General features: G+C 61.4%; 26 protein-coding genes and 2 pseudogenes. 27 read left to right on the top strand and 1 reads right to left on the bottom strand.

The genetic code is table 11. The features are described 5' to 3' along the window. Positions 1-100: 100 nt before the first annotated feature. The 8 genes from dnaJ (at position 101) to ON753_RS19230 (ending at position 7430) form a co-directional block, all read left to right on the top strand. Entirely contained in the window at positions 101-1228 is a 1128-nt protein-coding gene (dnaJ, locus tag ON753_RS19265; protein WP_265964529.1) for a molecular chaperone DnaJ, read from the top strand. 461 nt (positions 1229-1689) lie between these two features. Further along, entirely contained in the window at positions 1690-2349 is a 660-nt protein-coding gene (locus ON753_RS19260) for a class I SAM-dependent methyltransferase (RefSeq protein ID WP_265964527.1), read from the top strand. Positions 2350-2617: 268 nt separating this feature from the next. Further along, positions 2618-3754 (top strand): peptidoglycan-binding domain-containing protein, encoded by a 1137-nt coding sequence (locus tag ON753_RS19255; protein WP_265964525.1) that lies wholly within the window; start codon positions 2618-2620, stop codon positions 3752-3754. 137 nt (positions 3755-3891) lie between these two features. Continuing rightward, complete coding sequence (locus ON753_RS19250) at positions 3892-4467, top strand: NADPH-dependent FMN reductase (protein ID WP_265964523.1); 576 nt, start codon at positions 3892-3894, stop codon at positions 4465-4467. Positions 4468-4582: 115 nt separating this feature from the next. Further along, on the top strand, positions 4583-5143 hold the full coding sequence (gene hslV / locus ON753_RS19245; RefSeq protein WP_265964522.1) for an ATP-dependent protease subunit HslV: 561 nt from the start codon (positions 4583-4585) through the stop codon (positions 5141-5143). Between the two features lie 7 nt (positions 5144-5150). After that, positions 5151-5669 carry a GNAT family N-acetyltransferase gene (locus ON753_RS19240; RefSeq protein ID WP_265964520.1) on the top strand — a complete coding sequence of 173 codons (519 nt, stop codon included), beginning with the start codon at positions 5151-5153 and terminating at the stop codon, positions 5667-5669. A gap of 3 nt (positions 5670-5672) precedes the next feature. Continuing rightward, positions 5673-6977 (top strand): ATP-dependent protease ATPase subunit HslU, encoded by a 1305-nt coding sequence (gene hslU / locus ON753_RS19235; RefSeq protein WP_265964519.1) that lies wholly within the window; start codon positions 5673-5675, stop codon positions 6975-6977. A 195-nt stretch (positions 6978-7172) separates the two neighbouring features. After that, the gene (locus ON753_RS19230; RefSeq protein ID WP_265964518.1) at positions 7173-7430 is read left to right on the top strand and encodes a hypothetical protein; all 258 of its coding nucleotides are present in this window, start codon (positions 7173-7175) and stop codon (positions 7428-7430) included. Positions 7431-7633: 203 nt separating this feature from the next. On the opposite strand, the gene ON753_RS19225 is transcribed toward ON753_RS19230, so the two are convergent. Beyond that, the gene (locus tag ON753_RS19225) at positions 7634-8221 is read right to left on the bottom strand and encodes a YqhA family protein (RefSeq protein ID WP_265964516.1); all 588 of its coding nucleotides are present in this window, start codon (positions 8219-8221) and stop codon (positions 7634-7636) included. A gap of 222 nt (positions 8222-8443) precedes the next feature. On the opposite strand from ON753_RS19225, the gene ON753_RS26840 reads away from it, so the two are divergent. The 19 genes and pseudogenes from ON753_RS26840 (at position 8444) to ON753_RS19125 (ending at position 25835) form a co-directional block, all read left to right on the top strand. Continuing rightward, entirely contained in the window at positions 8444-8779 is a 336-nt protein-coding gene (locus tag ON753_RS26840; protein WP_377047137.1) for an amidohydrolase family protein, read from the top strand. Beyond that, a pseudogene (locus tag ON753_RS19215) lies at positions 8761-9021 on the top strand (amidohydrolase family protein); the annotation flags it as partial. The gene ON753_RS26840 and the pseudogene ON753_RS19215, both read left to right, overlap by 19 nt. Before the next feature lie 290 nt (positions 9022-9311). Then, a complete protein-coding gene (locus tag ON753_RS19210) occupies positions 9312-9806 on the top strand; it encodes a universal stress protein (RefSeq protein WP_265964511.1) in 495 nt (164 codons plus the stop codon). A 177-nt stretch (positions 9807-9983) separates the two neighbouring features. Continuing rightward, entirely contained in the window at positions 9984-10541 is a 558-nt protein-coding gene (locus ON753_RS19205) for a NifU family protein (protein ID WP_265964509.1), read from the top strand. Positions 10542-10753: 212 nt separating this feature from the next. Next, entirely contained in the window at positions 10754-11431 is a 678-nt protein-coding gene (gene tsaB, locus ON753_RS19200) for a tRNA (adenosine(37)-N6)-threonylcarbamoyltransferase complex dimerization subunit type 1 TsaB (protein WP_265964507.1), read from the top strand. Continuing rightward, the gene (gene rimI, locus ON753_RS19195; RefSeq protein ID WP_265964504.1) at positions 11428-11916 is read left to right on the top strand and encodes a ribosomal protein S18-alanine N-acetyltransferase; all 489 of its coding nucleotides are present in this window, start codon (positions 11428-11430) and stop codon (positions 11914-11916) included. The genes tsaB and rimI overlap by 4 nt, the downstream gene beginning before the upstream one ends. Before the next feature lie 44 nt (positions 11917-11960). Continuing rightward, positions 11961-12410 (top strand): Fur family transcriptional regulator, encoded by a 450-nt coding sequence (locus tag ON753_RS19190; protein WP_265964501.1) that lies wholly within the window; start codon positions 11961-11963, stop codon positions 12408-12410. Further along, a complete protein-coding gene (olsA, locus tag ON753_RS19185) occupies positions 12403-13272 on the top strand; it encodes a lyso-ornithine lipid O-acyltransferase (RefSeq protein ID WP_265964499.1) in 870 nt (289 codons plus the stop codon). Before ON753_RS19190 ends, olsA begins: the two co-directional genes overlap by 8 nt. Positions 13273-13433: 161 nt before the next feature. Further along, positions 13434-14918, top strand: coding sequence for a tRNA (N6-isopentenyl adenosine(37)-C2)-methylthiotransferase MiaB (gene miaB, locus ON753_RS19180; protein WP_265964498.1), 1485 nt, complete (start codon positions 13434-13436; stop codon positions 14916-14918). A gap of 88 nt (positions 14919-15006) precedes the next feature. Continuing rightward, positions 15007-16074 (top strand): PhoH family protein, encoded by a 1068-nt coding sequence (locus tag ON753_RS19175; protein WP_265964497.1) that lies wholly within the window; start codon positions 15007-15009, stop codon positions 16072-16074. Positions 16075-16090: 16 nt separating this feature from the next. Next, positions 16091-16606, top strand: coding sequence for an rRNA maturation RNase YbeY (gene ybeY / locus ON753_RS19170; protein WP_265964495.1), 516 nt, complete (start codon positions 16091-16093; stop codon positions 16604-16606). A 39-nt stretch (positions 16607-16645) separates the two neighbouring features. Beyond that, positions 16646-17855, top strand: a pseudogene (locus tag ON753_RS19160) (hemolysin family protein). 242 nt (positions 17856-18097) lie between these two features. Next, positions 18098-19714, top strand: coding sequence for an apolipoprotein N-acyltransferase (gene lnt, locus ON753_RS19155; RefSeq protein ID WP_265964488.1), 1617 nt, complete (start codon positions 18098-18100; stop codon positions 19712-19714). A gap of 192 nt (positions 19715-19906) precedes the next feature. Beyond that, on the top strand, positions 19907-20311 hold the full coding sequence (locus ON753_RS19150) for a helix-turn-helix domain-containing protein (protein ID WP_023014432.1): 405 nt from the start codon (positions 19907-19909) through the stop codon (positions 20309-20311). A 111-nt stretch (positions 20312-20422) separates the two neighbouring features. Beyond that, complete coding sequence (metK, locus tag ON753_RS19145) at positions 20423-21595, top strand: methionine adenosyltransferase (RefSeq protein ID WP_265964479.1); 1173 nt, start codon at positions 20423-20425, stop codon at positions 21593-21595. An 83-nt stretch (positions 21596-21678) separates the two neighbouring features. Then, positions 21679-22365, top strand: coding sequence for a tRNA (guanine(46)-N(7))-methyltransferase TrmB (trmB, locus tag ON753_RS19140; RefSeq protein ID WP_265964477.1), 687 nt, complete (start codon positions 21679-21681; stop codon positions 22363-22365). 413 nt (positions 22366-22778) lie between these two features. Next, positions 22779-23369 (top strand): ribosome maturation factor RimP, encoded by a 591-nt coding sequence (gene rimP, locus ON753_RS19135; protein ID WP_265964476.1) that lies wholly within the window; start codon positions 22779-22781, stop codon positions 23367-23369. A gap of 77 nt (positions 23370-23446) precedes the next feature. Next, entirely contained in the window at positions 23447-25099 is a 1653-nt protein-coding gene (gene nusA, locus ON753_RS19130) for a transcription termination factor NusA (RefSeq protein WP_265964474.1), read from the top strand. Between the two features lie 112 nt (positions 25100-25211). Further along, positions 25212-25835, top strand: coding sequence for an RNA-binding protein (locus ON753_RS19125; protein WP_265964473.1), 624 nt, complete (start codon positions 25212-25214; stop codon positions 25833-25835). The last annotated feature ends 1 nt before the right edge of the window (position 25836 follow it).

The raw sequence follows: 25836 nt of genomic DNA, 5'->3' as shown, positions 1-25836 counted from the left end.
TCCATCCGGACGGCGCCGCTCTGCCGCTCCAGTTACGATCGGCCTGAATGCAGGCTGATCCGGGCAGCCTGCGGTGCAACAACAAGACCGAGAGATCTTGATGTCCAAACGTGATTTCTACGAAGTACTGGGCGTAGCCCGCGATGCGGACGACAAGACGCTGAAAAGCGCGTACCGCAAGATGGCCATGCAATTTCATCCGGATCGCAATCCGGGCGATGCGGAGGCCGAAACCAGGTTCAAGGAAGTCAACGAAGCCTACGATACGCTGAAGGACGGCCAGAAGCGCGCCGCCTATGACCGTTTCGGCCATGCGGCCTTTGAAAACGGCGGCTTCGGCGGCGGTGGGCCGGGCGCCCACGATTTCTCCACCACCATGTCCGACATTTTCGAAGAATTCTTCGGCATGGGCGGCGGCGGCCGCCGGTCGGGCGGACGCGAGCGCGGCGCGGACCTGCGCTACAATCTGGACATTACCCTCGAAGACGCTTTCACCGGCAAGACGGTGGAGATCGAGGTTCCGACCAGTATCACCTGCGACAATTGCTCGGGATCGGGCGCAAAACCCGGCACGAGCCCGTCCGTCTGCCGCACCTGCGGCGGTGCCGGACGCGTGCGTGCCGCCCAGGGTTTCTTCACGCTGGAGCGCACCTGCCCGAGCTGCCAGGGACGCGGCCAGGTGATCACCGATCCGTGCGAAAGCTGCGGCGGCTCCGGCCGCAAGACCCAGGAGCGCAGCCTGTCGGTCAATATTCCGGCCGGCATCGAGGACGGCACCCGCATCCGTCTGGCAGGCGAGGGCGAAGCCGGCCTGCGCGGCGGCCCGGCGGGCGACCTGTACATCTTCCTGACCGTCAAGCCGCACGAGCTTTTCCAGCGCGACGGTGCGGATCTTTATTGCCGCGTGCCGATTTCCATGACCACCGCAACGCTCGGCGGCCAGTTCGACGTGCCCACGGTGGAAGGCTCGACGAGCCGCGTAAAGGTTCCCGAAGGTACGCAGACCGGAAAGCAGTTCCGCCTGCGCGGCAAGGGCATGCCGGTGATGCGCTCCAGTCAGCACGGCGACATGTACATCCAGGTGACGGTCGAGACGCCCACCAACCTGACGAGACGCCAGCGCGAACTTCTCGCGGAATTCGAGAAGGAATCCTCCGGCGACAACAACCCGGCATCGACCGGCTTCTTTTCCAAGGTCAAGGACTTCATCAACGATCTGGGCGTGTGAGGCCGATGGAGATCGGCGTGACTGCCCAATCCGCGGGTTGCTTCGACCAAGGGCATTGACGCTGCCGCTCGCAGCTGTTTTGGCGTCCTTCGGATCGCTCCGGAACGGACCAGTACATACAATTTTAGGAATCCCTAGCCTAGGGTTTGGCCCCATAAAATTGAACGCACTGGCGTCAAAATGGCAACGAGCAGGGAGGAAAAGTCCGCAGGTCGATGCCTGTGCATCCGCCAAGGGCTTTGACGCTGCTGCTCGCAGCCGTTTTGGCGTCCGTCGGATCTCTCTGGAGCGGACCGTCTCCTGCGTTGCGAAGACTTGAAAACCGACCGGGTTTCCTGCGCCTTCGCGCCTTGGATACGGTCCGCTCCAGAGAGACCAGTGCATTCAATTTTATGGGGCCATACCCTAGCATCTTCTGACAAGGGTACCTATATTCGTCCCGTTCACGTCACCGAGGTAACATGCTGAAGCGCAACGGTAATCGCGGAGATATCCTCCGGGAGAAGCTCAACAGGGCCAATGCCGTCCGGACCAAGGTTCTGGATGAGGTCAAATTCATCAGGTCCTGGGCTCAAAACCCGTTGCGGACCGGGGCCCTCACTCCGTCGGGACCCGACCTGGCGGCAAAGATGGCTTCCTTTCTGACGCCGCGGCCGCATTCCCGCGTCGTCGAGCTCGGCCCGGGTACCGGCGTCGTGACGAAGGCGATCCTGGATCGCGGCTTTTCCCGTCAGCAACTGAACCTGGTCGAGTACAGCCAGGATTTCTGCGAGCTTCTGGACTTGCGTTACCCGGGCATTTCGGTGCTTCAGGGCGATGCCTATTCCCTGCGGCGCTCCTTGTCGGCGGCTGGCGGCTTCCTTGCCGATGACGAGGACGGCAATCACGGACTGGACGGCATCGTCTCCTCGCTGCCGCTTCTGACCCGGCCCGAATCCGTCCGCAACTTGCTCCTGGAAGAGGCATTCCAGCTGCTGAAGCCGGGCGCGCCGTTCATCCAGTTTTCCTACGGCCTGCTTGCTCCGGTCAAACCGGTCAGGGGCGTCTCTGTCCACTCCTCCGAGTGGGTTTGGAAAAACCTGCCCCCCGCCCGCGTCTGGGTCTACCGCAAGGGGCACTGACCGCCCGCGCCTTCGGGGCCTTTGCCCGAGGGCCGGCATTCGGCCATTCCGGCGCGGCAGTTTGATTCGCCCCGGCAGAGCCGTCTCTCCGCCGTTCGATTCTCGAACTCCCCAATTTGAATCTCTCGTTTTGAACTCCTGACGCGATCTCTCCGGATCGTTCCTTTCGCCACCCGTGGTGACGCGTGTCACAGAGACCTGTCTCGCCCCTGTGTTAGCCCGGACCCATGCAGATGGTCCACCAAAGGCGACACAGGGAGAAGTGCACGTGATCTGTTCATCGATTGGAATCTCGGGCTCCGTCGGCCGGTTCGGCAAGAACGAGAAGTTCGACGTGGAAACTGTTCAGGTCAGGCTGAACGACCTGATGGGAACCTCGCGAAAGCGTCTGGATGTAGATGGCAGGATCGGTCCGAAGACCATCGGCACCATCAAGGACTTCCAGTACAATGTCGTCCGGCTCCGCTATCCGGACGGCCGGGTCGATCCGGAACAGAAGACGATTCGGGCCCTGAACGATCCCAACTCCGCTTCCGCCTGGCAACGCATGTGCATCCCGCCGCAGGCCTATCTCGACCGGGTGGCCGAGGAAGCGGCGCGCGACGAACGCCTGTCTCTGCCGGAAAAGCTGCTCGCCACAGAGGCGGCCGAGATGGGCGAGAGCAGCGCCTTCGAGGAACTCAGACGGGAGCTGATCGACAAGAGCGTCCCGGAAATGAAGAAATTCCTCGGCTCGCTCGGCAGGGCCGGAGATGCCCGCAAGCTCATTGCCGCCTGGTCACAGTTGCGCAGGTGGGGCTTCACCGTCGACGAAGCATCCGAGGTGATGCGAGCCGTTTCCGGCATGAACGGCCCCCGAATGGGTGCGCTGGATGCGCTTGCGTCATCGACGACCAAGTTCGGCAGGTTCGTCGGCACGGTCGCCAACAAGGCCGGCGCCGTCGGACATGTGGTCACCCTGATCGAAGTCGCGGACAAGTTCGAGCAGGGCGACTACCTGTATGGCGTGTCGGAGCTCTACAAGCATGGCATGGGAACGGCGTTTCCATGGGCCAACATGGTGGAAGGCCTGCAGAGCCTGGTCGAGGGCCTGATGCCGCGATCGGCCAAGAACAGCAAGATCTTCCAGGTGATCCGGGCTTGCGATCCGATAGGTCTCGGGGCGTCCGGCGTCGACAGCATGATGACGCTGGTGCTTGGAACCGTTCACCTCATTCAGACCGGCAACATCGACATGGCGCGTCTCAGCCGTCTGGTGGACCGGATGAAACAGGGGCCCACAAGATTGTTTGCCGAGATGGGCGAGGACCTTGGAGACTCCATCTACGAAATGTCCAGATGGCGCCGGGACGACTGGAGCTATGCGGTCAAATGCGTCCCCGGGTTCATCGCCAGCCTGTTCTGAATGGGTCCTGGCTCGAACCCGGCCGTGCCGGGAATTCGGCTGCGGTGTTGAAGGAAAAGCGGTTTCGCGGTTGCCTGATCGCCCATAGTTTGGAAATGTGAAGCGGCTTGTACCCAGTTTCAAATCAGAGCCTCTTCATGCGCAATCCCAAGATACTAGTCTTTTCCGGTTCGTCCCGCAGCGGGTCCTATAACGGGAAACTTGCCGCACTCGCCGCCAAGCGATTGGCAATCCTGGACGCCGAAGTCACGCGGATGTCGCTCAAGGACTATCCCCTGCCGATCTATGACGGCGACCTGGAGGATGCCAATGGCGTCCCGGAAAATGCGAAGAAACTCCACCGGTTGCTGCAGGCGCAGGACGGCGTGTTCATCGCCTGCCCGGAATACAATTCCGGCGTGACGCCGCTTTTGAAAAATACGCTCGACTGGATCAGCCGCGTGAAGGATACCAAGGATCCCTTCAAGACGAGGGTCTTTGCGCTCGGGGCCGCTTCCCCGGGCAGCTATGGCGGCATGCGGGGCCTGATCGGCATGCGGACCATTCTGGAGGTCGGTCTCGGCGCCATGGTTCTTCCGCAGATGGTCTCGGTCATCAAGGCGGCGGCCGCCTTCGACGACAAGGGCGATCTTTCCGACGAACGGGCAAGCGGTCAGCTCGACAAACTGGTGGATGCTCTCTTGCGGGCGACCAGAATTGAGATGTCCCACTGATTGGCTGCTTGGAAATGCCGCGATTGACGCCTACATAGGGCGGCAACAGGAAAAGTTCCTGGATCCCGCGTTCCGGCGAACGCCGGCTGGTCCGGGACGGTTGCAAGGGGATTGCATGAGCGAAACGCGCGAACCGGCCGTCTGGCACGGAACGACGATCATGATGGTGCGCAAGGGCGGCAAGGTCGTGATTGCCGGCGACGGCCAGGTCTCCATCGGCCAGACCGTCATCAAACACAGCGCCCGCAAGGTGCGGCCGCTGGCCAAGGGCGAGGTGATTGCCGGTTTCGCCGGGGCGACGGCCGACGCCTTCACCCTGTTCGAGCGGCTGGAAGCCAAGCTGGAACAGTATCCCGGCCAGCTCATGCGCGCCTGCGTCGAACTGGCCAAGGACTGGCGCACCGACCGCTATCTGCGCCGCCTGGAAGCCATGATGCTGGTTGCCGACAAGAATGTCTCCCTCGTCCTGACCGGGACGGGTGATGTTCTGGAACCGGAAGGCGGCATGATGGGCATCGGCTCCGGCGGCAATTTTGCCCTGGCGGCCGGACGTGCCCTTGCCGATTCGGATTACGATGCGGAGACCATCGCCCGAAAGGCCATGGCCGTTGCCGCCGAAATCTGCGTCTACACCAACGGCAGCGTGACCGTTGAGACGCTGGAGACGGTGGAGTAGACCGCCCATGATCGCGTTCCGCCCCGTCACGCCGGAAGATCTGCGGCTGCTGTCCGACTGGATGGCAAGGCCGCACTGGCGGGAATGGTGGGGCGATCCGCAGACGGAAGTCGGTTACGTCAGAGACATGATCGAAGGGCGCGATTCAACGCGGCCGTTCATCTTCCAGATCGGCGGAACCGACAAGGGATACATTCAGGTCTGGTCGATAGGCGACCAGCAAGGCACTGAATTGACCGGCGAATATCCCTGGCTGGAGCTTCTTCCGGTCGATTGTGTGGGGGTCGACCTGTCGATCGCCGATGAAGACGATTTGTCGAAGGGACTGGGAACCCGGGTATTGCAGGCGTTTGTCCGCAAGCTGCGGCAGGACGGCCATCAGCGGATCATTATCGATCCGGATCCGGCCAACCTGCGTGCAGTGAAAGCCTACCGCAAGGCGGGATTCCGCGAGATCGCGGATCTCATCGGCCGGACGGGCGACAGCCTGCTGATGGAACATGTACTGATGGAAGGCGCGTCTTAAAAAATGACCGATTTTTCTCCGCGTGAGATTGTTTCCGAACTTGACCGCTACATTGTCGGCCAGAAGGATGCCAAGCGGGCCGTGGCGATCGCTCTGCGCAACCGCTGGCGCCGGCAGCAACTGGTCGGCATGATGCGCGAGGAAGTGCTGCCGAAGAACATCCTCATGATCGGGCCGACCGGGGTAGGCAAGACCGAAATCGCCCGCCGGCTCGCCAGGCTCGCCAACGCCCCCTTCACCAAGGTCGAAGCGACGAAGTTCACCGAGGTCGGCTATGTCGGCCGCGACGTCGAGCAGATCGTCCGCGATCTCCTGGAGTCCGGCATCACGATGGTGCGGGACCAGAAGCGCGAGGCGGTCAAGGCGAAGGCCCATGTGCTTGCCGAAGAGCGGGTTTTGGATGCGCTGGTCGGCAAGAATGCCAGCCCCGCAACGCGGGACAGCTTCCGCACGCGGCTGCGCGACGGCGAGATGGACGACAAGGAAATCGAGGTCGAAGTGCGGGCCCAGGCGAACATGCCCAGCTTCGAGTTGCCGGGGATGCCCGGCGCCAGCGTCGGTGTCATGAACATGTCCGACCTGCTCGGCAAGGCGTTCGGCGGCCAGACCAAGACCAAGCGGACGACGGTGCGCGATTCCTACCAGCTGCTGATCGACGAGGAATCCGACAAGCTGCTTGACGAGGAAAAGGTGATCGAGGAGGCGATCGCGCTGGTCGAGAATGCGGGCATCGTCTTCCTGGACGAAATCGACAAGATCTGCGCACGCGAAGGCCGGGCCGGCGGCGACGTCTCCCGCGAAGGCGTTCAGCGCGATCTGCTGCCCCTGATCGAGGGAACGGTCGTCTCCACCAAGCATGGACCGGTGAAGACCGACCACATTCTCTTCATCGCCTCCGGCGCGTTCCACGTCGCCAAGCCGTCTGACCTGTTGCCGGAGCTGCAGGGCCGCCTGCCGATCCGCGTGGAATTGCGCGCGCTGACCAAGGAGGATTTCCGGGCCATCCTGACCGAGCCGGAAGCCAGCCTCATCAAGCAGTATGTGGCGTTGCTGGCAACCGAGAAGGTCGGCCTGTCCTTCACCGAGGACGCAATCGAGGAAATCGCCTCCGTCGCGGTGGACCTGAACGGTTCGGTCGAGAATATCGGTGCCCGCCGCCTGCAGACGGTGATGGAACGGATCCTGGACGAAATCTCTTTCACGGCGCCGGACCGTGGCGGCGAAACCGTGGAGATCACGGCGGATTTCGTCCGCGAGAACATCGGCGACCTGGCCAAGAACGTCGATCTGTCGAAGTTCATTCTCTAGCAGGTTGTTGACTTTGCATGTGTCGACGCGATCTCGCGTTCATAGTTACATCGCTAAGCGGTACCTCACCAAGCGACGGCGCTCCACCCAGTAGACGGAGTGTCCGGTCGAAACGGGGGCAGTTCAGCCGTCGATCACGCTCAATACGGAACCTTTGAGAATGTACCGTGTTTTCCAGTACAATGATGCGGACGGATGACCGGAATCAGCGCCGACAAGGGACTCGGTGAATCAATGCCGACTGACGCAGAGTTATCAGAGACATTTCGCATTCTTGAGCAAACCGGCGCGGTTCGCCAAAGTGAGGGCGTATGGGTGCACGAAACCAAGATCGACGCGCAGAAGGATGCGGAGGAATTGCTTGCGAGGCGATTCGGCCGCGAACGCGCACGGCGGCTGATCAGACTTGCGCTAGCGGAAACTTCAACCGAAACGCCACCTGACTTCCAATAACAATACGAGATTAAATCGACAGCAAGCCCCGACAACAGGCTCCTTGGAGTTTTGGGAGGACCATCAAAAGTCGATTGTGAACGACCCGCAACCCCATTGAAAAGGTTGACTGACCGACTGCTGCAAGCATTCGTGAATTGCACAATCCAATTTCGACTTTATCGCGGCCTTGACGCAACCGCCGAAATTAGAGATCAGCCAACTCAAGAACTTTCTCTGCCCTTTCGTGTATCGTCGCCCTGCTCCATGTCCTGGTGATTTGCAGGTGCCTTGGGATGCAGTTGGACAAGCCGCAACGCCAATCCCAACAACACTGTGCTGGCCGGCAACAACAGCAGGGTGGCAATTTCATTCCATTCCAGGTTTATGTTGACAGTTGAAAACGCCTGCAAGGCCTGTCTCAAGAAAAGTACAAATAAAATCACCACGATGAGTTCTGCGACGACCTGTTTCAATTGTCCGATCTGGCGGACCCGAAGCCATGCCGGCAGCGAGTACTCTTCTTCCGGTTCTTCGGGATGAATAAAAAGCGAATAGACGCCATAGGCAAAGTAGAGAAGAACTAGAGCGATCAGAAAACGATCAAGACTTTCGATCACAGCAATTATAGCACTAGCGCCAAAAACGTCATTTTCGGCACCTGGCTTAAAAACGTCCCGGAATGCTACGTAGACATTGTAGCTTCCGAGAAAAAACATCAACAAGGCACCAGCAAGCGAGCCAAGAGCAGCGACAATTGTAAGGTAACGAGTGCTCCATATTAACCCGCGTTCCAGATTCTTTAGGGTCAATTTGTAATTCCCTCTACCAAGTGAAAATTTTGCTTTGGCCGTTCAGAAGCACGCTCCCGACGGTACTCAGCAGTTTCAGGGGAGCCACCATGCCCTGCTAAATGAATGTTCTATGCAGCAATATGTTCCAAGTTGCAGGCCAGCGACGATCCGCAATCGGTTCTCGGCTGTTGATTTTCACTGCCTCGACGGGTGTTTGATGCGTTCCAGTAGCCCTGGACCATGTTCACCGCGGCGTTCGGTGATGACCCCGAGCACGATCAGGGCACCAAGCCCGGCAAAGAACGCTTTCATCGTCCGCTCTCCCTCATTCGGCAGCTTCTTGCCCGAAGTATCTTCGTCGAGCTTGAGCGTCATTCCCTGGCCGTCGACGTTCTGACACAGCCGCGCCACCTGAGCCATCTCCTGACGCTGCTGGGGCGGCACCCGGGGCTCGATGTTGTGATAGACCACGCCTCAAAACCCGATATTCGCACCAGAGGGTTCCCCCGTGGGCCGAGGATATCAGCACTCTGGCACCGTAGACATCCGCCTGGTGCAAACTCTCCGGCCTCGTGACCGAGGCACCGGAAAACTGGACGGCGGACGACCTCAAACCCTATGTCGATCATCTTCTCTGCGTCTTCGGACCCGGAAGACTCATCTGGGGCAGCGACTGGCCTGTCTGCACGCTGGCCGCCACATATGAGAAATGGATCTCCGCGACCGAGCAGTTGCTGTCGGGCCTGAGCGAGGAAGAGGCAAGGCGGGTCTGGTGTGACAATGCGGTGGAAGCTTGCGGACTGGTGGCGAAGGCATAAGTAAGCTCACACGAGCTATATCGATCATCTGTCTAGCAGGCTGTTGAAGTAGTCCATCGGCGAGCGATGAAGTTGGCTTCGTCGCCGCCTTGGAAGCAGACAGCGCCGTTGAGGGAACCGTCGGGCTGGAGATCAGCCACCAAGGACCAACCAGCTGGCGGGTCAACTTTTGCTCCGCCATGTCCGCGATGACGGGCAGGGATTTGCCGGCAGGCCGGTGGCGTGGGCCTGCCGCGAACGCGGCAATTTCGCCGCTTGCGGAGCGCGCGGACCGGTGGCAGCATGCGGCCATGGTAGCTATTCGAAAAAGCAACGAGGAAGGCCACCGCCGGAAGTTTCTGGTCGTGGTCGATGATACGCCCGAATGTGACCGGGCGATCGTCTATGCCGCCAAGCGCGCGGCGCGGACCGGCGGCGTCGTCACGCTGGCCTACATCATTGCGCCGGGCGATTTCCAGCACTGGCTGGGGGTCGAGGACATCATGCGGGCCGAGGCCGAGGAAGAAGCCGAAACGACGCTGGCCAAGGCGGCGGAACGCGTGCGCTCCGTGGCCCGGACGGAACCGGAAACCGTTGTGCGCGAGGGCGCAAAGGCGGAGGCGATTCTGGATCTGATCGAGGCGGATGCGGATATCGCGATCCTCGTTCTGGCCGCCGGAACGGGATCGGAAGGCCCGGGACCCCTGGTCTCGTCGATTGCGGGAAAATCCGCCGTACCTTTCCCGATTCCCGTGACCATCGTGCCGGGCAATCTGGACGACGATTCCATCGCGGCCCTGGCGTGAGGCAACAGCTTATTGTGCGCCGGCAGGCTTGACCGGCGCCGATCTGAACTTATGTAGTTTTTAATGGTTCCAAACTGAGTGCGAATGCGCTAGAAACATTCATCGGTGTTATGCGATGGGAGAGCCGCAGGACACATTCTGCAAATGGACGCGTTGAATAAGCGCGAGGACGGGAAAATGTTCATTCAAACCGAAGCAACGCCAAATCCGGCAACCTTGAAGTTTCTGCCGGGCCGGGTGGTCCTGCCGGAAGGCACGTACGACTTCCGTTCCAAGACGGACGCGGCGGTTTCGCCGCTGGCCGACAAGCTGTTCGACATTCCGGGAGTTGTCGCAGTCTTTTTCGGTCATGACTTCGTTACCGTGACCAAGGACGGAACCGACTGGCAGCATATGAAGCCGGCTATCCTCGGCGTGATCATGGAACAGTTCATGTCCGGCCAGCCGGTCATGGCTGCCGGCGAGAGCGAGGATACCGAGGAAGGCGAATTCTTCGATCAGGCGGACCAGGAAACCGTCAACACGATCAAGGAACTCATCGAGACGCGGGTCCGGCCCGCGGTTGCCCAGGACGGCGGCGACATCACCTTCAAGGGGTTCAAGGAAGGTGTGGTCTACCTGTCGATGCGCGGCGCCTGCGCCGGCTGCCCGTCCTCCACGGCAACGCTGCAGCACGGCATCCAGAACCTTCTGCGCCACTTCGTGCCCGAGGTCGAGGAAGTCCGTCCGATCTGAGCGCAAACGCTCTTGACTGCCAGGGGCCCGGCCGTGCTGCCGGGCCCTTTTTGTGAATCTGGTTTCTTTGTGGAACGCAAGCCCCCCATTGGACTTAGGTCCAAAGCTTGTCTCGACACGGCGCCGCCTCCGGGTTAGTGGCATTGTTAGATATGCTTTAGGTCGTGGTGGTCGTCATCCCGGCCCGGGCCACCAACTCATAATCGACCAGCATGCGCGTCCTAGCCATCGACACAGCCCTTGCCAATTGCGCCGCCGCGGTCCTCGACGATGGTGCCGACACTGCGTGTTTTGTGGCCTGCGGCGAGGAAATCGGCCGCGGACATGCGGAACGGCTGATGGAAATGATCGGTGAAGTGATGGCGGAGACGTCCACGGCCTTTTCCGATCTCGACCGGGTCGCGGTCACGGTGGGGCCGGGGAGCTTCACCGGCCTGCGCGTCGGCCTCGCCGTTGCGCGCGGCTTCGGACTGGTGCTGGGCACGCCCGTCGTCGGCATTACCACCCTTGCCGCGATTGCCCGGGCCTGTGCCCGGGAGGAGGACGAAGCGCCGCTGCTCGTCGCGCTGACCGGCAAGGGCGAAGAGGTCTATTGCCAGGAATTCACCTCTGCCGGCGTTCCCTCCGGCGAAGCAGCCGTGCGCACTTTGACCGAACTTGCGGCAACCTTGCCTGAGGGAATAAGATTGTCCGGGTCCGCAGCGGAAAAAGTCGCTGAAAAACTCGGTCTGCCGCCGGAGCGGATTTTGTCACGCAGCACTTTTCCGGGTATCAGGGAAGTTGCCGAGCTTGGGCTTGCCGCGGATCCGGCGAAGGCATCGCCTTCACCGCTTTATCTGCGCCCGGCCGATGCCATGCCGCAGACCAGGGGAAGGATCGAACGGCAATGAGTTTTTGGTGGTTCTGGACCCAGCCGCCGGTAATAGAAGAGGCGCTGGACGAGGATCTGCCGAAGATTGCCGAAATTCACGCAGCCTCCTTTTCCCACGGTTGGAACGTCGATGAACTTGGGCGCATGCGAGCACAGGACGGCGTGACCTTTCTGGTCGCCCGGCGGGCAAGTCCCTACGGGACGCGGACGCCGCTCGGCTTCTTGATCCTGAGGACGGCCGCGGACGAGGCGGAAGTCATCACCATTGCGGTTCATCCCCGCCAGCGCGGCCGGGGCATCGGCAAGAAGCTGATGGAAACGGGTTTTTTCCGTTTGTATGCGGAGCGCTGCCACCACCTGTTTCTGGAGGTCGATGCGGCCAATCAATCCGCCTTGTTGCTCTATCGGAGCCTCGGTTTCAAGGAAGTCGGCCGGCGCAAGGGCTATTACGGCAGCAGTGACGCGGACGGCACGGCGCTTGTCATGCGCATCGATCTTCGCTAAGCGCTTTAGCAAAAGAAAGCAATCGACCAGCGGGTGGCGCTTCAATGGCGGACGAGCATCAATCAACGCTAGCGGACATGTGCATCGCCAAGGGCATGCGCATGACCGAACAGCGGCGTGTCATCGCCTGGGTGATTGAGCAGGCTTCCGACGAACATCCGGACGTGGAGGAACTTTACCGCCGCGCCGTGGCGATCGATGCCAAGATTTCCATTTCCACCGTCTATCGCACGGTCAAGCTGTTCGAGGACGCCGGCATGATCGAACGGCACGATTTTCGCGACGGCCGCTCGCGTTACGAGGCCGTGCCCGACGAACATCATGACCATTTGATCGACTTGCGCAGCGGGAAGGTGATAGAGTTCCGCAACGAGGAAATCGAAGCGCTGCAGGAATTCATTGCCAAGAGGCTCGGCTACAAGCTGGTCGACCATCGGCTGGAACTCTACGGCGTTCCGCTCGATCCCGCGAAGGACAAAAAGGCCGATGGCTGAGATCAAGGCCGTTTTCATTATCTTCATTCTGGCCCTCGTCTCGCTGGTCCTCATTCCGCTGCAGTGGATCGCCATAAAGCTTCGTCTTCCGGTGCAAAGAAAGCTGCCGCAGATCTGGCACCGCGTCGCAACGCGGCTGGTCGGTATCCGGGTCCGCCAGGACGGACAGCCCTCGCACGAAAGACCGCTCCTGATCGTTTCCAATCACGCCTCCTGGGTCGATATCACCATCCTCGGGTCGCTGATGCCGCTGTCCTTCATCGCCAAGTCGGAGGTCTCCCGCTGGCCGGTTTTCGGCCTGTTTGCGAAATTGCAGCGCACGGTCTTCGTGAACCGCACCAAACGGGCGCATACGGGCCGGGCGGCTGATGAGGTCGCCGAACGCATGGCGGCAGGAGATGCGATGGTGCTGTTTGCCGAAGGCACCTCCAACGACGGCAATTCCGTTCTGCCCTTCCGCTCGGCGCTGCTTGGGGCCGCGACCCGGGCGGCCGGCAATGGCGGCGAAGGCATCAAGGTCTGGGTCCAGCCGCTCTCCCTGGCCTATCGCGGCTTTTACGGCGTGCCGATGGGCCGGGCGCACCGGCCGCACGCCGCCTGGTACGGAGATATGGAGCTTGCCGGGCACCTTTGGGGCATTTTCACCCACGGAGCGCTCGATGTTACGGTGTCCTGGGGTGAGCCTGTGCTGGTCGAGCGCACCACGGACCGCAAGGCGCTTACCCGCCGTCTGGAGAGACAGGTTCGGGCAATGACAATCGCCTCGCTGCTGCAAAAGCCGGTCGAGAGCGATGATTCCGCGGAAATCGAGATATTCGAGTTCTTCCATAACGCGGAAAAACCCGTTAAAGCTGGCGCCTGAATCCAAGGGCCGGGACACGGACCCGCCGACAGGTCCTCACCCCCGATCAGCAAACGTTCAATCGGTTCTGTTTGAGCGTCGGATGGCCGATCGATTTTAGGTGTCAGCAGGCCCTGACCATCACGACACGCCGGCTGCCTGATGCAGGCAACGAGGAGCGAATGACAAGCCGCCCGGAAACAGAACAGGAAACGGCCCAGAGCGCCGTTTGCGCGATTGAAGAAAAGACGGAAGCAAAGGCAGGCGCCACCCGCAAGGTGTTCGTGCGCACCTATGGCTGCCAGATGAATGTCTATGACAGCGAGCGCATGACCGACGTGCTGGCGCCGGAAGGCTATCAGGCGACCGACGATCTGGAAGACGCGGACCTTGTGATCCTGAACACCTGCCACATCCGGGAAAAGGCGGCGGAAAAGGTCTATTCCGAGCTCGGCCGCATCCGGAAGGTGAAGGAACAGCGCGCGAAATCCGGCAAGGACATGATGGTCGGCGTTGCCGGCTGCGTGGCGCAGGCGGAAGGCGAGGAGATTTCCAGGCGCGCGCCCATCGTCGATCTGGTCGTCGGACCGCAGAGCTACCATCAACTGCCCTCGCTCCTGAACAGGGCACGGCAGGGGGCCAAGGTCGTTGAAACGGAATTCGACATCGATGCGAAATTCGATCACCTGTCCGAGCGCGCCGAACGGCCGGTGCAAAAGCGCGCGCCGGCGGCGTTCCTGACCGTTCAGGAAGGCTGCGACAAGTTCTGCACCTTCTGCGTGGTGCCCTATACGCGGGGCGCGGAAGTCTCGCGCCCGGTCGCGCAGATCGTCACCGAGGCCGAACGCATGGCCTCTTCGGGCGTGCGTGAAGTCACGCTGCTTGGCCAGAACGTCAACGCCTATCACGGGCAGGGCCCGGACGGGGCGACCTGGGGCCTCGGGCGTCTGCTGCGGCGGCTGTCGGAAATCGACGGTCTGGACCGGCTGCGCTACACCACCAGCCATCCGCGCGACATGGACGACGACCTGATCGAGGCGCACCGGGACTTGAAAAGCCTGATGCCGTATCTACATCTGCCCGTGCAGTCCGGGTCCGACAAGATACTCAAGTCGATGAACCGGCGTCATACCCGCGACGACTATTTCCGGCTGATTGACCGCATCCGCGGCGCGGTGCCGGACATCGCGCTATCCGGCGATTTCATCGTCGGATTTCCGGGTGAAACGGACCGGGATTTCGAAGACACGATGGATCTGATCCGGCGCGTGGGCTATGGCTCCGCCTTCTCGTTCAAATACAGCCAGCGGCCCGGAACGCCGGGCGCGACGATGGACGATCAGGTGCCGGAAGCGGTGAAGTCCGCGCGTCTGGCCGAATTGCAGGCGCTCGTAAGCGAACAGCAGAAGGCCTTCAACGCATCGCGGCTCGGAATGCATTGCGACGTGCTGCTGGAGAAGAAGGGCCGCAATGCCGGCCAGCTCGTCGGCAAGTCGCCGTGGCTTCAGCCGGTCCAGCTGGACGCGCCGGAAAATCTGGTCGGCACGATACAAGCGGTGGAAATCGTTCAGATCGGATCTAATTCGCTGTTCGGTCGTTTGATTGAAGGGCAAGATGAAACGGACTTTTCCGGGGCCATCCCGGCTCCGGCGGCTCAGGCCGGTTGATGACAGGAGACGTCATTTGACGCGTGACAGCCAATCTTCTTCCCGCAAGACTTCGGATCAATCCCCTGCGGCCGGTTCGGCCTCCGATATGACTCATATTGTTCTTGCATTTGAAGACAACCGGCTGATCGGGGATCTCTTCGGTCAATTCGACCAGAACCTGGCCCTGATCGAACAGCGGCTGGGGGTCGACGCAATTGCCCGCGGCAACCAGGTGACGCTGAAAGGCACTCAGACCGCCTGTGCCCAGGCCCGCACGGCGCTGGAAGCGATGTATCAGCGGCTCCTGCAGGGTCATGAGATCCACCCGGGCGATGTTGACGGCGCCCTGCGCATGGCGGCCGCGGCGGAAGCCCAGCTGCCGCTGCCGACCCTGGAGCCGAAATCACGGCTTGCCTTTGCCCAGATCGCCACCCGCCGCAAGACCATTGTCGCCCGCACGCCCACGCAGGACGCCTATATCCGGTCCATGGACCGGGCGGACCTGATTTTCGGCACGGGACCGGCCGGCACGGGCAAGACCTTCCTGGCGGTCGCCTATGCGGCCGCGCTTCTGGAACGCGGCGATGTCGCCCGGCTGGTGCTGTCGCGCCCGGCGGTGGAAGCCGGCGAACGGCTCGGCTTCCTGCCGGGTGAAATGAAGGACAAGGTCGATCCTTACCTGCGCCCGATCTACGACGCGCTTTACGAGATGATGCCGGCGGAAAAGGTCGATCGCGGCCTGCAGTCGGGCATGATCGAAGTGGCTCCGCTGGCCTTCATGCGCGGCCGGACCCTGTCCAATGCGGTGGTTCTGCTCGACGAGGCGCAGAACACGAGCTCCATGCAGATGAAGATGTTCCTGACGCGCCTGGGCGAAGGCTCGAAGATGATCGTCACCGGCGACCCCAGCCAGGTCGACCTGCCGCCAGGGCAGCTGTCCGGCCTGAGGGAGGCCCTGGGCCTGCTGACGGGTATCCAGGATGTCGCCCATGTGCGGTTCACCGAAAAGGATGTCGTCCGTCACGAACTGGTCGGCCGCATCGTGACCGCCTATGACAATGCCTCCCGGGAAGAATCCGAAGCGCGCGAGCGGCGCTATGCCGAGCGGCAGCGCGATGCGGATCGCGGGGAAACTACGCCGCGGCCGCGCAAGCGCGAAGCCGCCGTTTCCTGAGAGCTTTTGGACCGCAATGCCCGACGTCTTGCCTGATGGATTTGTGATCGACCTGTCGATAGAGGCGGGAGACTGGCCGGACGAAGACAGCCTGACCGCCATTGCCCGGCGTGCGATCTCCGCCGCCTTTGCCGCGGCGGACCTGCAGGTCGTCGGTGACACCGAAGTATCGCTCCTGTTCACCGACGACGCGTCGATCCGGAAATTGAACCGGGAGTGGCGCGACAAGGACAAGCCGACAAATGTCCTCTCCTTCCCCGGCAGCGACCCCAGGGGAGAGGTTTACGGACCCCTTCTCGGGGACATTGTCTTTGCCTATGAAACAGTCGCTGCAGAAGCACGGAAATTGGGAATTGAATTCTCCGATCACCTTTCCCATCTGACAATTCACGGTCTGCTTCACCTTTTCGACTATGATCATCAGGACAATGAAGAAGCGGAACTGATGGAAGGCCTTGAGAAAGCCATATTGGCGTCCTTAGGCATAGATGACCCTTATGCCGACAGGCCTCTTGTGGCGGACGGTGGTTAAGTGGCATCATGGAACACGATATTTTTGTATTGACGGATGATGAGCGCAGTAGAAATGCAAAGTCCTGCTGGTGAGCCGAAGGCCGATACGGCAGGACAGTCCCAGGACGGGGAAGACCCGCAACAGACCAGGCCGCAGTGGACTGCGGCCTTTCTCGACCACATCAAGCGTGTACTGCGTCTTGGGCGCCAGGCTTCGAGCCTGCGCGAAAACCTGGAGGACGAACTGGCGCGCGAAGGCAGTGGCGACACCGCCTTTTCGCCGGAAGAACGTCTGCTTCTGGGCAACATCCTGCGTCTGCGGGAACTGCGCGTGGACGATGTGATGATCCCCCGGGCGGATATCGACGCCGTGGATGCGCAAACCACGCTGAGCCGCGTGGTGGAACTCTTCCAGGCGAGCGGCCATTCCCGCATGCCCGTCTTTGAGGATCTCGCTCGATGATCCGCGCGGGATGGTGCACATCAAGGACCTGATGGCCTATATCGTCGAACGCGGTGCGGCCAATCGTGCCGCAACGGCCGCGGACAAGGACGCGAAAGGGGACGAGGCCCCGCTCCAGAACGGCAATGGCAATGGTAACGGCAACGGCCGCAATGGCCACAACATGCCGGACCTGGATCTGTCCAGCGTCGACCTGTCGGTCACGCTGAAAGACGCGAAGCTCCTGCGGAACGTGCTGTTCGTGCCGCCCTCCATGCCGGCCACCGACCTGATGGCGAAAATGCAGGCCGACAGGATCCAAATGGCGCTGGTGATCGACGAATATGGCGGCACGGACGGGCTGGTGTCGCTGGAAGACCTGGTGGAAGAGGTCGTCGGCGATATCGAAGACGAGCATGACGAGGACGAAGAAGCCATGCTGACCCCGGCGGGGGACGGCGTGTGGATCGCCGATCCGCGTCTTCCGCTCGAGGACCTCGACGAAGCGCTCGGAACCCGGCTGACGGAAGGCGAGATTTCCGAGGACGTCGATACGCTGGGCGGTCTGCTCTATTTTTCCGTCGGCCGTGTCCCGGTTCGCGGCGAACTCCTGCTCGTGCCCGATGAAGTGCCCGGCTACGAGTTTGAGGTGATGGATGCGGACCCCAGGCGCATCAAGCGCCTGAAGATCCGCCGGCGCCGCGCCGAGCCCCGTCCGCAGGAGCTGCGCCGCCGCCCGAAACGCCCGGATGCTCCCCCGGTGGAAACCGCTTCGGGCGAGGAAGACAGCCCGACCAAATCCACGGCGTCCGGCGGCAACAGATAGCCACCGGTGCATTCAGTCTTGTGAGTTCGGGTCCCGGCCTGTCCCGGCGCCCGGGCGTGGAAGATCCCGGCAGGCCATGGAGACGGCGCCCTGCGCCTCCTCGGGCCGGGGCTGGCGTGCGCCGGGACCATGACGAAACATTTCTCCAGGCTCCGCTGTCCCCTGTTAAACCACATTAGACCTTGACCGCCCGGCTGCCGACCGACAAATCTCCTTGCCGTACAAGGGGAGATTGATTTTCAATGCATTGGTTGTCGCAACGCCTGTCCGCCCTGCCGAATACCTTCCTTTTGGCCTGGGGCTGGCAGCGGCGCCTGTTCTGCGTGCTCTGCGGAGCCGCGACCGCGTTTGCGCTTCCCCCTTACAATCTGACGCCGGTTGTCCTGATCACCTTTCCTTGTTTCGTCTGGTTGCTGGACGGCGCGCTGGAGCCGGGCAGCGGCAAGGCGCGCGCGCGCCTGCGGACCGGCTTCGCGCTCGGCTGGCTGTTCGGCTTCGGCTATTTTCTCTCCGGCCTCTGGTGGATCGGCGCGGCCTTTCTCGTGGAGGCGGAGAAGTTTGCCTGGATGATGCCTTTTGCGGTTCTGGCAATGCCTGTCGGTCTCGCCCTGTTCACCGGCGCCGGGGTTGCCCTGGCCGCGCTTTTCTGGACCGATCAGTTTCGCCGTATCCTGCTGCTGGCCGCCTGCCTCACGCTTGCGGACTGGCTGCGCGGCCACGTGCTCACCGGCTTTCCCTGGAATGCCTTCGGATATGCGGTTTCCGGATCCCTGCCGCTGTCGCAGACGGCCAGCCTCGTCGGCCTTTACGGCCTGACCTTCCTGGTCGTTGCAATCGCCGCATCCCCATCGGTTCTTGCAGATGCCAGGCCCCTTCGCCAGCGCCTGACGGCCCTCGTTACGGCGGTCGCGGTCCTTGCGGCCGTGTTCGCCTACGGCTCCATCCGGCTCTCGACGGTGGAGACACAGGATGCGGGCCTGGATATCCGCATCGTCCAGCCGTCGATCGATCAGAGGCAAAAATGGCTGCCGGAGCTTCGGGAAGAGATCTTCCAGACATATCTCGACATGAGCGAAGCCCCGCTCGGCGGCAGCGCCCGGGTCGGGCAGCCGAGACTGGTGGTCTGGCCTGAATCCGCCGTACCCTTTCTGCTGACGCAGCAGCCGGGCGCCCTTTTCCGGATCGCCGCCGCGCTCGGATCGGGGACCGAACTGGTGACCGGCGCCATTCGCGCCGAAACCGGTGTTGACGGCCCCGATTACTTCAACAGTGTCTACGTGATCGCGGAAGACGGGACGGTGAAGGGCATCTACGACAAGGTTCGCCTCGTGCCGTTCGGCGAGTTCGTGCCGCTCAAGTGGCTGCTTGAGGAGCTGGGGATTTCCAGCCTGGCGGCCCCCATCGAAGGGTTTGACGCCGGGTACCAGCAGCGTGTGCTGTCTACCTCCGAAAGTTTTAGTTTTCTACCCATGATTTGCTACGAAGCGATCTTCCCGGGCCTTTTGCCGGGGGATTCCGAGCGCCCGTCCTTCTTGCTGAACGTCACGAATGACGCCTGGTTCGGCCGCACCCCGGGTCCCTACCAGCATTTCGCGCAGGCGCGGATGCGGGCGATCGAGACGGGCCTGCCCCTTGTAAGAGCCGCGAATACAGGCCTCTCCGCCATCATAGACGGAAAGGGAGAAGTTATTGAAAGATTGGAGATTTTCGAAAAAGGCATCATAGACGGCAAGCTTCCTCTGCGTATTGGCAAAACTATCTATGAGACTTTTGGCGATGTTCCGGTGCTTGTTGCCATGTTTCTACTTGTCGCTTTTGCGGCTATTGCTCAATACAACCGGGGTTCGCGCTTAGATTGATATTTTTTGTTTGAGTTGAGTGAAGAACCTGTGATACAACCGTGAAATAGCCGATTGAAGGCTGCTTCACGTGCAAGTGAAGGGTTGCGGGCACACTTCAGTCTCTTGAGCCTTTGAGGGGAGGACTTCGAGGGAACTTGTGCAAATTAAACAAAGCGGTGCTGCCGCTGGAAAAAAGAAAGAGCGACGCAAATGCCCAGTAAGAAGTCTCCGAATCCGATTGATATTCACGTTGGAAGCCGTGTCCGTCTCCGGCGGATGATGCTTGGCATGAGTCAGGAAAAACTGGGCGAAAGCCTGGGAATCACCTTTCAGCAGATCCAGAAATACGAAAAAGGCACCAACCGGATCGGCGCAAGCCGCCTGCAGCACATCGCGACCGTTCTCAAGGTTCCGGTTTCCTTCTTCTTTGAAGATGCCCCGGGCACGCCCGAAGAAGCCGAGGGCTTCGGCGAAACCCAGCCGACCTCCTACGTTGTCGACTTCCTGTCGTCTTCCGAGGGACTGTCTCTGAACAAGGCTTTCGTGCGCATCGAGGACCCGAAGGTCCGCCGCCGGATCGTCGACCTCGTCCGGTCTCTTGCCGGTGACGACTGAAAAAACGCATCTCGTGCTTGACGTGGCGAAGAACTTCTAAGATTGATGCACGCGAAGCGGCGGGGACCATCGCCACTTCGCTCATATTCATTCCCAGAAGGACGATCGCCAATGGCACGTCAGAATTACCTGTTCACGTCCGAGTCCGTGTCAGAGGGACACCCGGATAAAGTCTGTGACCGCATTTCCGATGCGGTCGTGGACGCCTATCTCAGAGAGATGCCGGAAGCCCGTGTGGCATGCGAAACGCTGGCGACGACCAACCGGATCGTCATTGCCGGCGAAACCCGCGGTCCGGCGACCATCACCAAGGAATACATTGCGCATCTGGCGCGGATGGCCGTTAAGGACATCGGCTACGAGCAGGACGGTTTCCACTGGGAAAACTGCGACATCGCCGTGCACCTTCATGCGCAGTCCGCCCATATCGCCCAGGGTGTCGATGCCAGTGGCGACAAGGATGAAGGCGCGGGCGATCAGGGCATCATGTTCGGCTATGCCTGCCGTGAAACCGAAGAGCTGATGCCGGCTCCGATTCTTTTCGCTCACAAGATTCTGCGCCAGTTGGCCGAGGTGCGCAAATCCGGCAGCGAGCCGGCGCTCGGCCCGGACGCGAAAAGCCAGGTCACGGTCCGTTATGAAAACGGCATGCCTGTCGGCGTCGCCTCCATCGTGCTGTCCACGCAGCATCTCGATCCGGCGCTGAAGTCCGAAGATGTGCGCCGGATCGTCGAGCCGCACATCCTCACGGCGCTGCCGGAAGGCTGGATCAATGGTGACACCGTCTGGCACGTGAACCCGACCGGCGCCTTCGTCATCGGCGGTCCGGACGGCGATGCCGGCCTGACCGGCCGCAAGATCATCGTCGACACCTATGGCGGCGCTGCGCCCCATGGCGGTGGAGCGTTTTCCGGCAAGGATCCGACCAAGGTCGACCGCTCGGCGGCCTATGCGGCGCGCTACCTTGCCAAGAACGTCGTGGCCGCAGACCTCGCGGATCGCTGCACCATCCAGCTGTCCTATGCGATCGGCGTCGCCGACCCGCTGTCTGTCTATGTCGATCTGCACGGCACCGGCCGTTGTGACGAGGCCCGGCTGGAGATGACGCTGCGCGAAGTCATGAGCCTGAGCCCGCGCGGCATCCGCCAGCACCTGAAGCTCAACAATCCGATCTATGAGCGCACCGCGGCCTACGGCCATTTCGGCCGCGAGCCGGATGCCGACGGCGGGTTCTCCTGGGAGAAGACCGACCTGGTTGACGTGCTCCGCCCGCTCGCGGGCTGATCCGATTTCGAGCGCTGACATGCACCACGCAGACGGGATCGCCGGCCGACGCCGGCGATCCCTTGGTTTGAAACTGTTGCAAGATGACTGACAGATACGAAGGCTCCTTTTTCGGCCGCCGCAAAGGCAAGCCCCTGAGCCCGCGCCGCGAAGCGCTGATGGAAAACGACCTGCCGGCCCTGGCGCTGGACCTCGGCAGACCGGCGCCGGGGGACCTGCGAGAGCTGTTCGGGGCGGATGTTCACGACATCTGCCTGGAAGTCGGCTTCGGCGGCGGGGAGCACCTGCTCCACAGGGCAAGGACCAACCCGTCAACCGGGTTCATCGGTGTTGAGCCCTTCGTCGGCAGCCTGGCCAAGGCGGTCGCCGCGGTCGTGGACGAGGGCCTTGAAAACGTCCGTCTTTATGGCGACGACGCGGTCGACGTTCTGGACTGGCTTCCCGAAGCTTCCGTCGATCTTGCCTATCAGCTCTATCCCGATCCCTGGCCAAAGAAGCGGCACTGGAAACGCCGGTTCATCAACGAGCAGAACCTCACCCGCTATGCCCGTGCGCTCAGGCCGGGATGCGAGTTCCGTTTCGCCAGCGATATCGACACCTATGTCGACTGGACCTTGCGCCACTGCCGCGACCATCCGGCGTTCGAATGGACGGCGGAAACGGCCGGTGACTGGAAGACGCCCTGGGACGGATGGCCGGGCACGCGCTATGAAGCCAAGGCCATCCGCGAAGGCCGCGTCGGCCGTTACCTGACCTTCCGCCGCGTCTGACGGCCCAAGCGCCATCGGGGGTCTCCACCGGTAGGTTGGCGAACGGAAGCGGCCCCTCCCGGTCAAGAAAATGCGCGCACGGACAAGCCCGCACGCGCGCCAAGTGGCGTTCTTCGGGGCAGTGTTCCGCGGTTTTTCGACGCCAGATGGCACCATGGCGCAAGACACGGCTTGCACGCGCAACTTCTTCCAGGGATTTTCCCCTGGCCCCTTGCTTTCTTGCAGCCTTTGGAGTTATACAGCCCGTGTTTCACCTCAAACGGCTTATCTGGGCATTTTGAGAGTGGGCCCGCCGGGGACCCGCTCTTTTTTGCTTACACAAGGCCGGAAACCGAAGAAATTCAGCAGGATTGCTCTATGTAAACCGACAATCAGGCGCATCTGATGCTTAAAGCCGTAAACGGGAGCCAAGTGTGAGCGCACACGAACCGAGAATTGTGACGGAGCAGGGTCTGGAGGCCCGCGTTGCCGCAATTGTGGAACCGGTGATCGAAGATCTCGGGTACCGGCTGGTGCGCACCAAGATCAGCGCTTTGAACGGTTGCACGCTGCAGATCATGGCCGAACGCACCGACGGCACCATGACCGTCGAGGATTGCGAAGCCGTCAGCCGCGCCGTGTCGCCTGCTCTTGATGTCGATGACCCGATCAACCGGGCCTATCATCTTGAAGTCTCATCCCCTGGAATTGACCGTCCTCTCGTCCGTGTCGGCGATTTCGATCGCTGGGCCGGGCATGAGGTGAAGGTCGAAATGGCAGTGATGCAGGATGGCCGGAAGCGATTCCGGGGAACCCTGCTCGGCGCTGAAAACGGCGCAGCCAAGGTGCGTCTGCCGGATGTGCGCGAAGGTGAGGAAGACACGGTTGGTTTGCCGCTCGAAGATATCGGCGAAGCCAAGCTGGTGCTTACCGACGATTTGATTACCGCAGCTCTGAAGGCGGAAAAGGCGGCTCTGGCCGCCCGCGACGGCGATGAGCTGACACAGGACAACAAACCCAACTAGGCGGTTACGCCTGGTGGCAAGAAGAAACGCGCTCGACAGGCCCCTTGGTACGGCTAACGGCGCAAGAGGAGTGGAATATGGCAATCAGCGCGAACCGGCTGGAACTGCTGCAAATCGCCGACGCGGTCGCCCGGGAGAAATCGATCGACCGGATGATCGTCATCAATGCGATGGAAGATGCGATCCAGAAGGCGGCCCGCTCCCGGTATGGCACCGAAACGGAAGTCCGTGCAGAAATCAATCCGAAGACCGGTGAGATCCGCCTGCAGCGTCTTCTGCAGGTTGTCGAGGTCGTGGAAAACGTCTCTACCGAGATCGCCCTGGCCGATGCGCAGGCCCGCAACCCGGAAGCCAGCATCGGCGATTATATCGCCGAGCCGCTGCCGCCGCTGGATTTCGGCCGCATTGCAGCCCAGTCCGCAAAGCAGGTCATCGTGCAGAAGGTGCGCGAAGCCGAGCGCGATCGTCAGTATGACGAATTCAAGGACCGTGTCGGCGAAGTCATCAACGGCGTCGTCAAGCGCGCCGAATACGGCAACGTGATCGTGGATCTCGGCCGCGGCGAGGGTATCGTCCGCCGTGACGAGCTGATCCCGCGGGAGATCTTCCGCACCGGTGATCGCATCCGGGCCTTCATCTACGACGTGCGCCGGGAACAGCGCGGCCCGCAGATCTTCCTGTCGCGCACGCATCCGCAGTTCATGGCCAAGCTCTTTGCCCAGGAAGTGCCGGAAATCTACGACGGCGTCATCGAGATCAAGTCCGTTGCCCGCGACCCGGGATCGCGCGCCAAGATCGCCGTGATCTCCAAGGACAGCTCCATCGATCCGGTCGGCGCCTGCGTGGGTATGCGCGGCAGCCGTGTTCAGGCGGTCGTCGGCGAGCTGCAGGGCGAAAAGATCGACATCATTCCGTGGAACGAAGAACCGGCAACCTTCATCGTCAATGCGCTGCAGCCGGCGGAAGTTGCGAAAGTTGTTCTCGACGAGGACGCGGAACGTATTGAAGTTGTGGTCCCGGATGACCAACTATCTCTTGCAATCGGTCGTCGCGGCCAGAACGTGCGCCTTGCGTCCCAGCTGACAGGCTGGGCCATCGACATCATGACGGAGCAGGAGGAATCCGAACGCCGTCAGAAGGAATTCCAGGAACGCTCGCAGCTGTTCATGGAAGCTCTCAACGTCGATGAGATGGTCGGCCAGTTGCTGGCCACCGAAGGTTTCACCTCCGTTGAAGAAGTCGCCTATGTGGAGCTTGATGAAATCTCCATGATCGAGGGCTTTGACGAGGACACCGCGGTCGAGATCCAGGCCCGTGCGCGGGACTATCTGGGCGAGCTGGAATCAAAACTCGACGAAGAGCGGATCGAACTCGGAGTTTCCGATGAATTACGGTCGATTGACGGGCTGACAACCGCTATGCTGGTTGCGCTTGGCAAGGACGGTATCAAGACGATCGAAGACTTCGCCGGATGTGCCGCGGACGATCTCGTCGGCTGGGTCGAACGCAAGGACGGCGAGACCAAGCGTTTCGACGGGGCTCTTTCCGGGTTCGATGTATCCCGTGCGGATGCTGAGAACATGGTGATGTCGGCCCGCCTGGCGGCAGGCTGGATCACCGAGGAAGAACTCGCGGCTCAAGGCGCCGAGGCGGACGAAGACGTTGAAGAGGACGTCGAGGCTGTTGCGGCAGAGGAAGAAGCGCCGAGCGGCGTGATCCTGAACGGATAAGAGAGGCTGGAAAGCCTCCGCGGGAGCATCCGGTCCGGATGACATGGATGCTCCAACACCTTATGGTTGGTCAGTTTTCTGCTTTCGGGCAGGTGATCTGAGGAGTGGCAGCGTGCCCAGGAAGAATGAACCGACCGAGCGGCAATGCGCCGTCACCCGGGAGGTTCGCCCCATCAGCTCGCTGATCCGGTTCGTGCTCGACCCCGAGGGAGAGGTGGTCCCGGATCTGAAGCGGGTGCTTCCCGGGCGTGGTGTTTGGGTGACGGCGACAAGTGACATTGTTGTCGCTGCCGAAAAAGACCGGAAGAAAGTTTTCGGCAGGGGCTTCAAGGGTGAAGCCCGTGTCGAGCCCGGACTGGCGGAGCGTGTCGATGCGCTCATGGAACGGTCAGCGCTGCAGGCGCTCTCCATGACGCGCAAGGCGGGTGAGCTGGTCACCGGGAATGCAAAGGTTGAAGCAGCCCTGCGGCGGGATCCCGTCGTCGGGCTGGTCCATGCCTCGGACGCGGCAGAGGACGGGGTACGGAAGCTGGCGGCGGTGGCCGCCGGCACAAAGGAAACCGCAGATGGATGCCATGTCGTCCGTTTGTTCGATTCGGCTCAATTGGATTTGGCATTGGGCCGGTCAAATGTGATACATGCTGCACTGCTTGCAGGACATGCGAGCGAAAACTTTCTGGCACGAGTGCGTGACCTGGAGCGTTTTCGCCGTTATTCCGACGCAGACGGCAAATAGA

The sequence above is a fragment of the Roseibium salinum genome (assembly GCF_026240905.1).
GTDB lineage: Bacteria > Pseudomonadota > Alphaproteobacteria > Rhizobiales > Stappiaceae > Roseibium > Roseibium salinum.
This window is presented reverse-complemented; position numbering and strand designations above follow the sequence as displayed.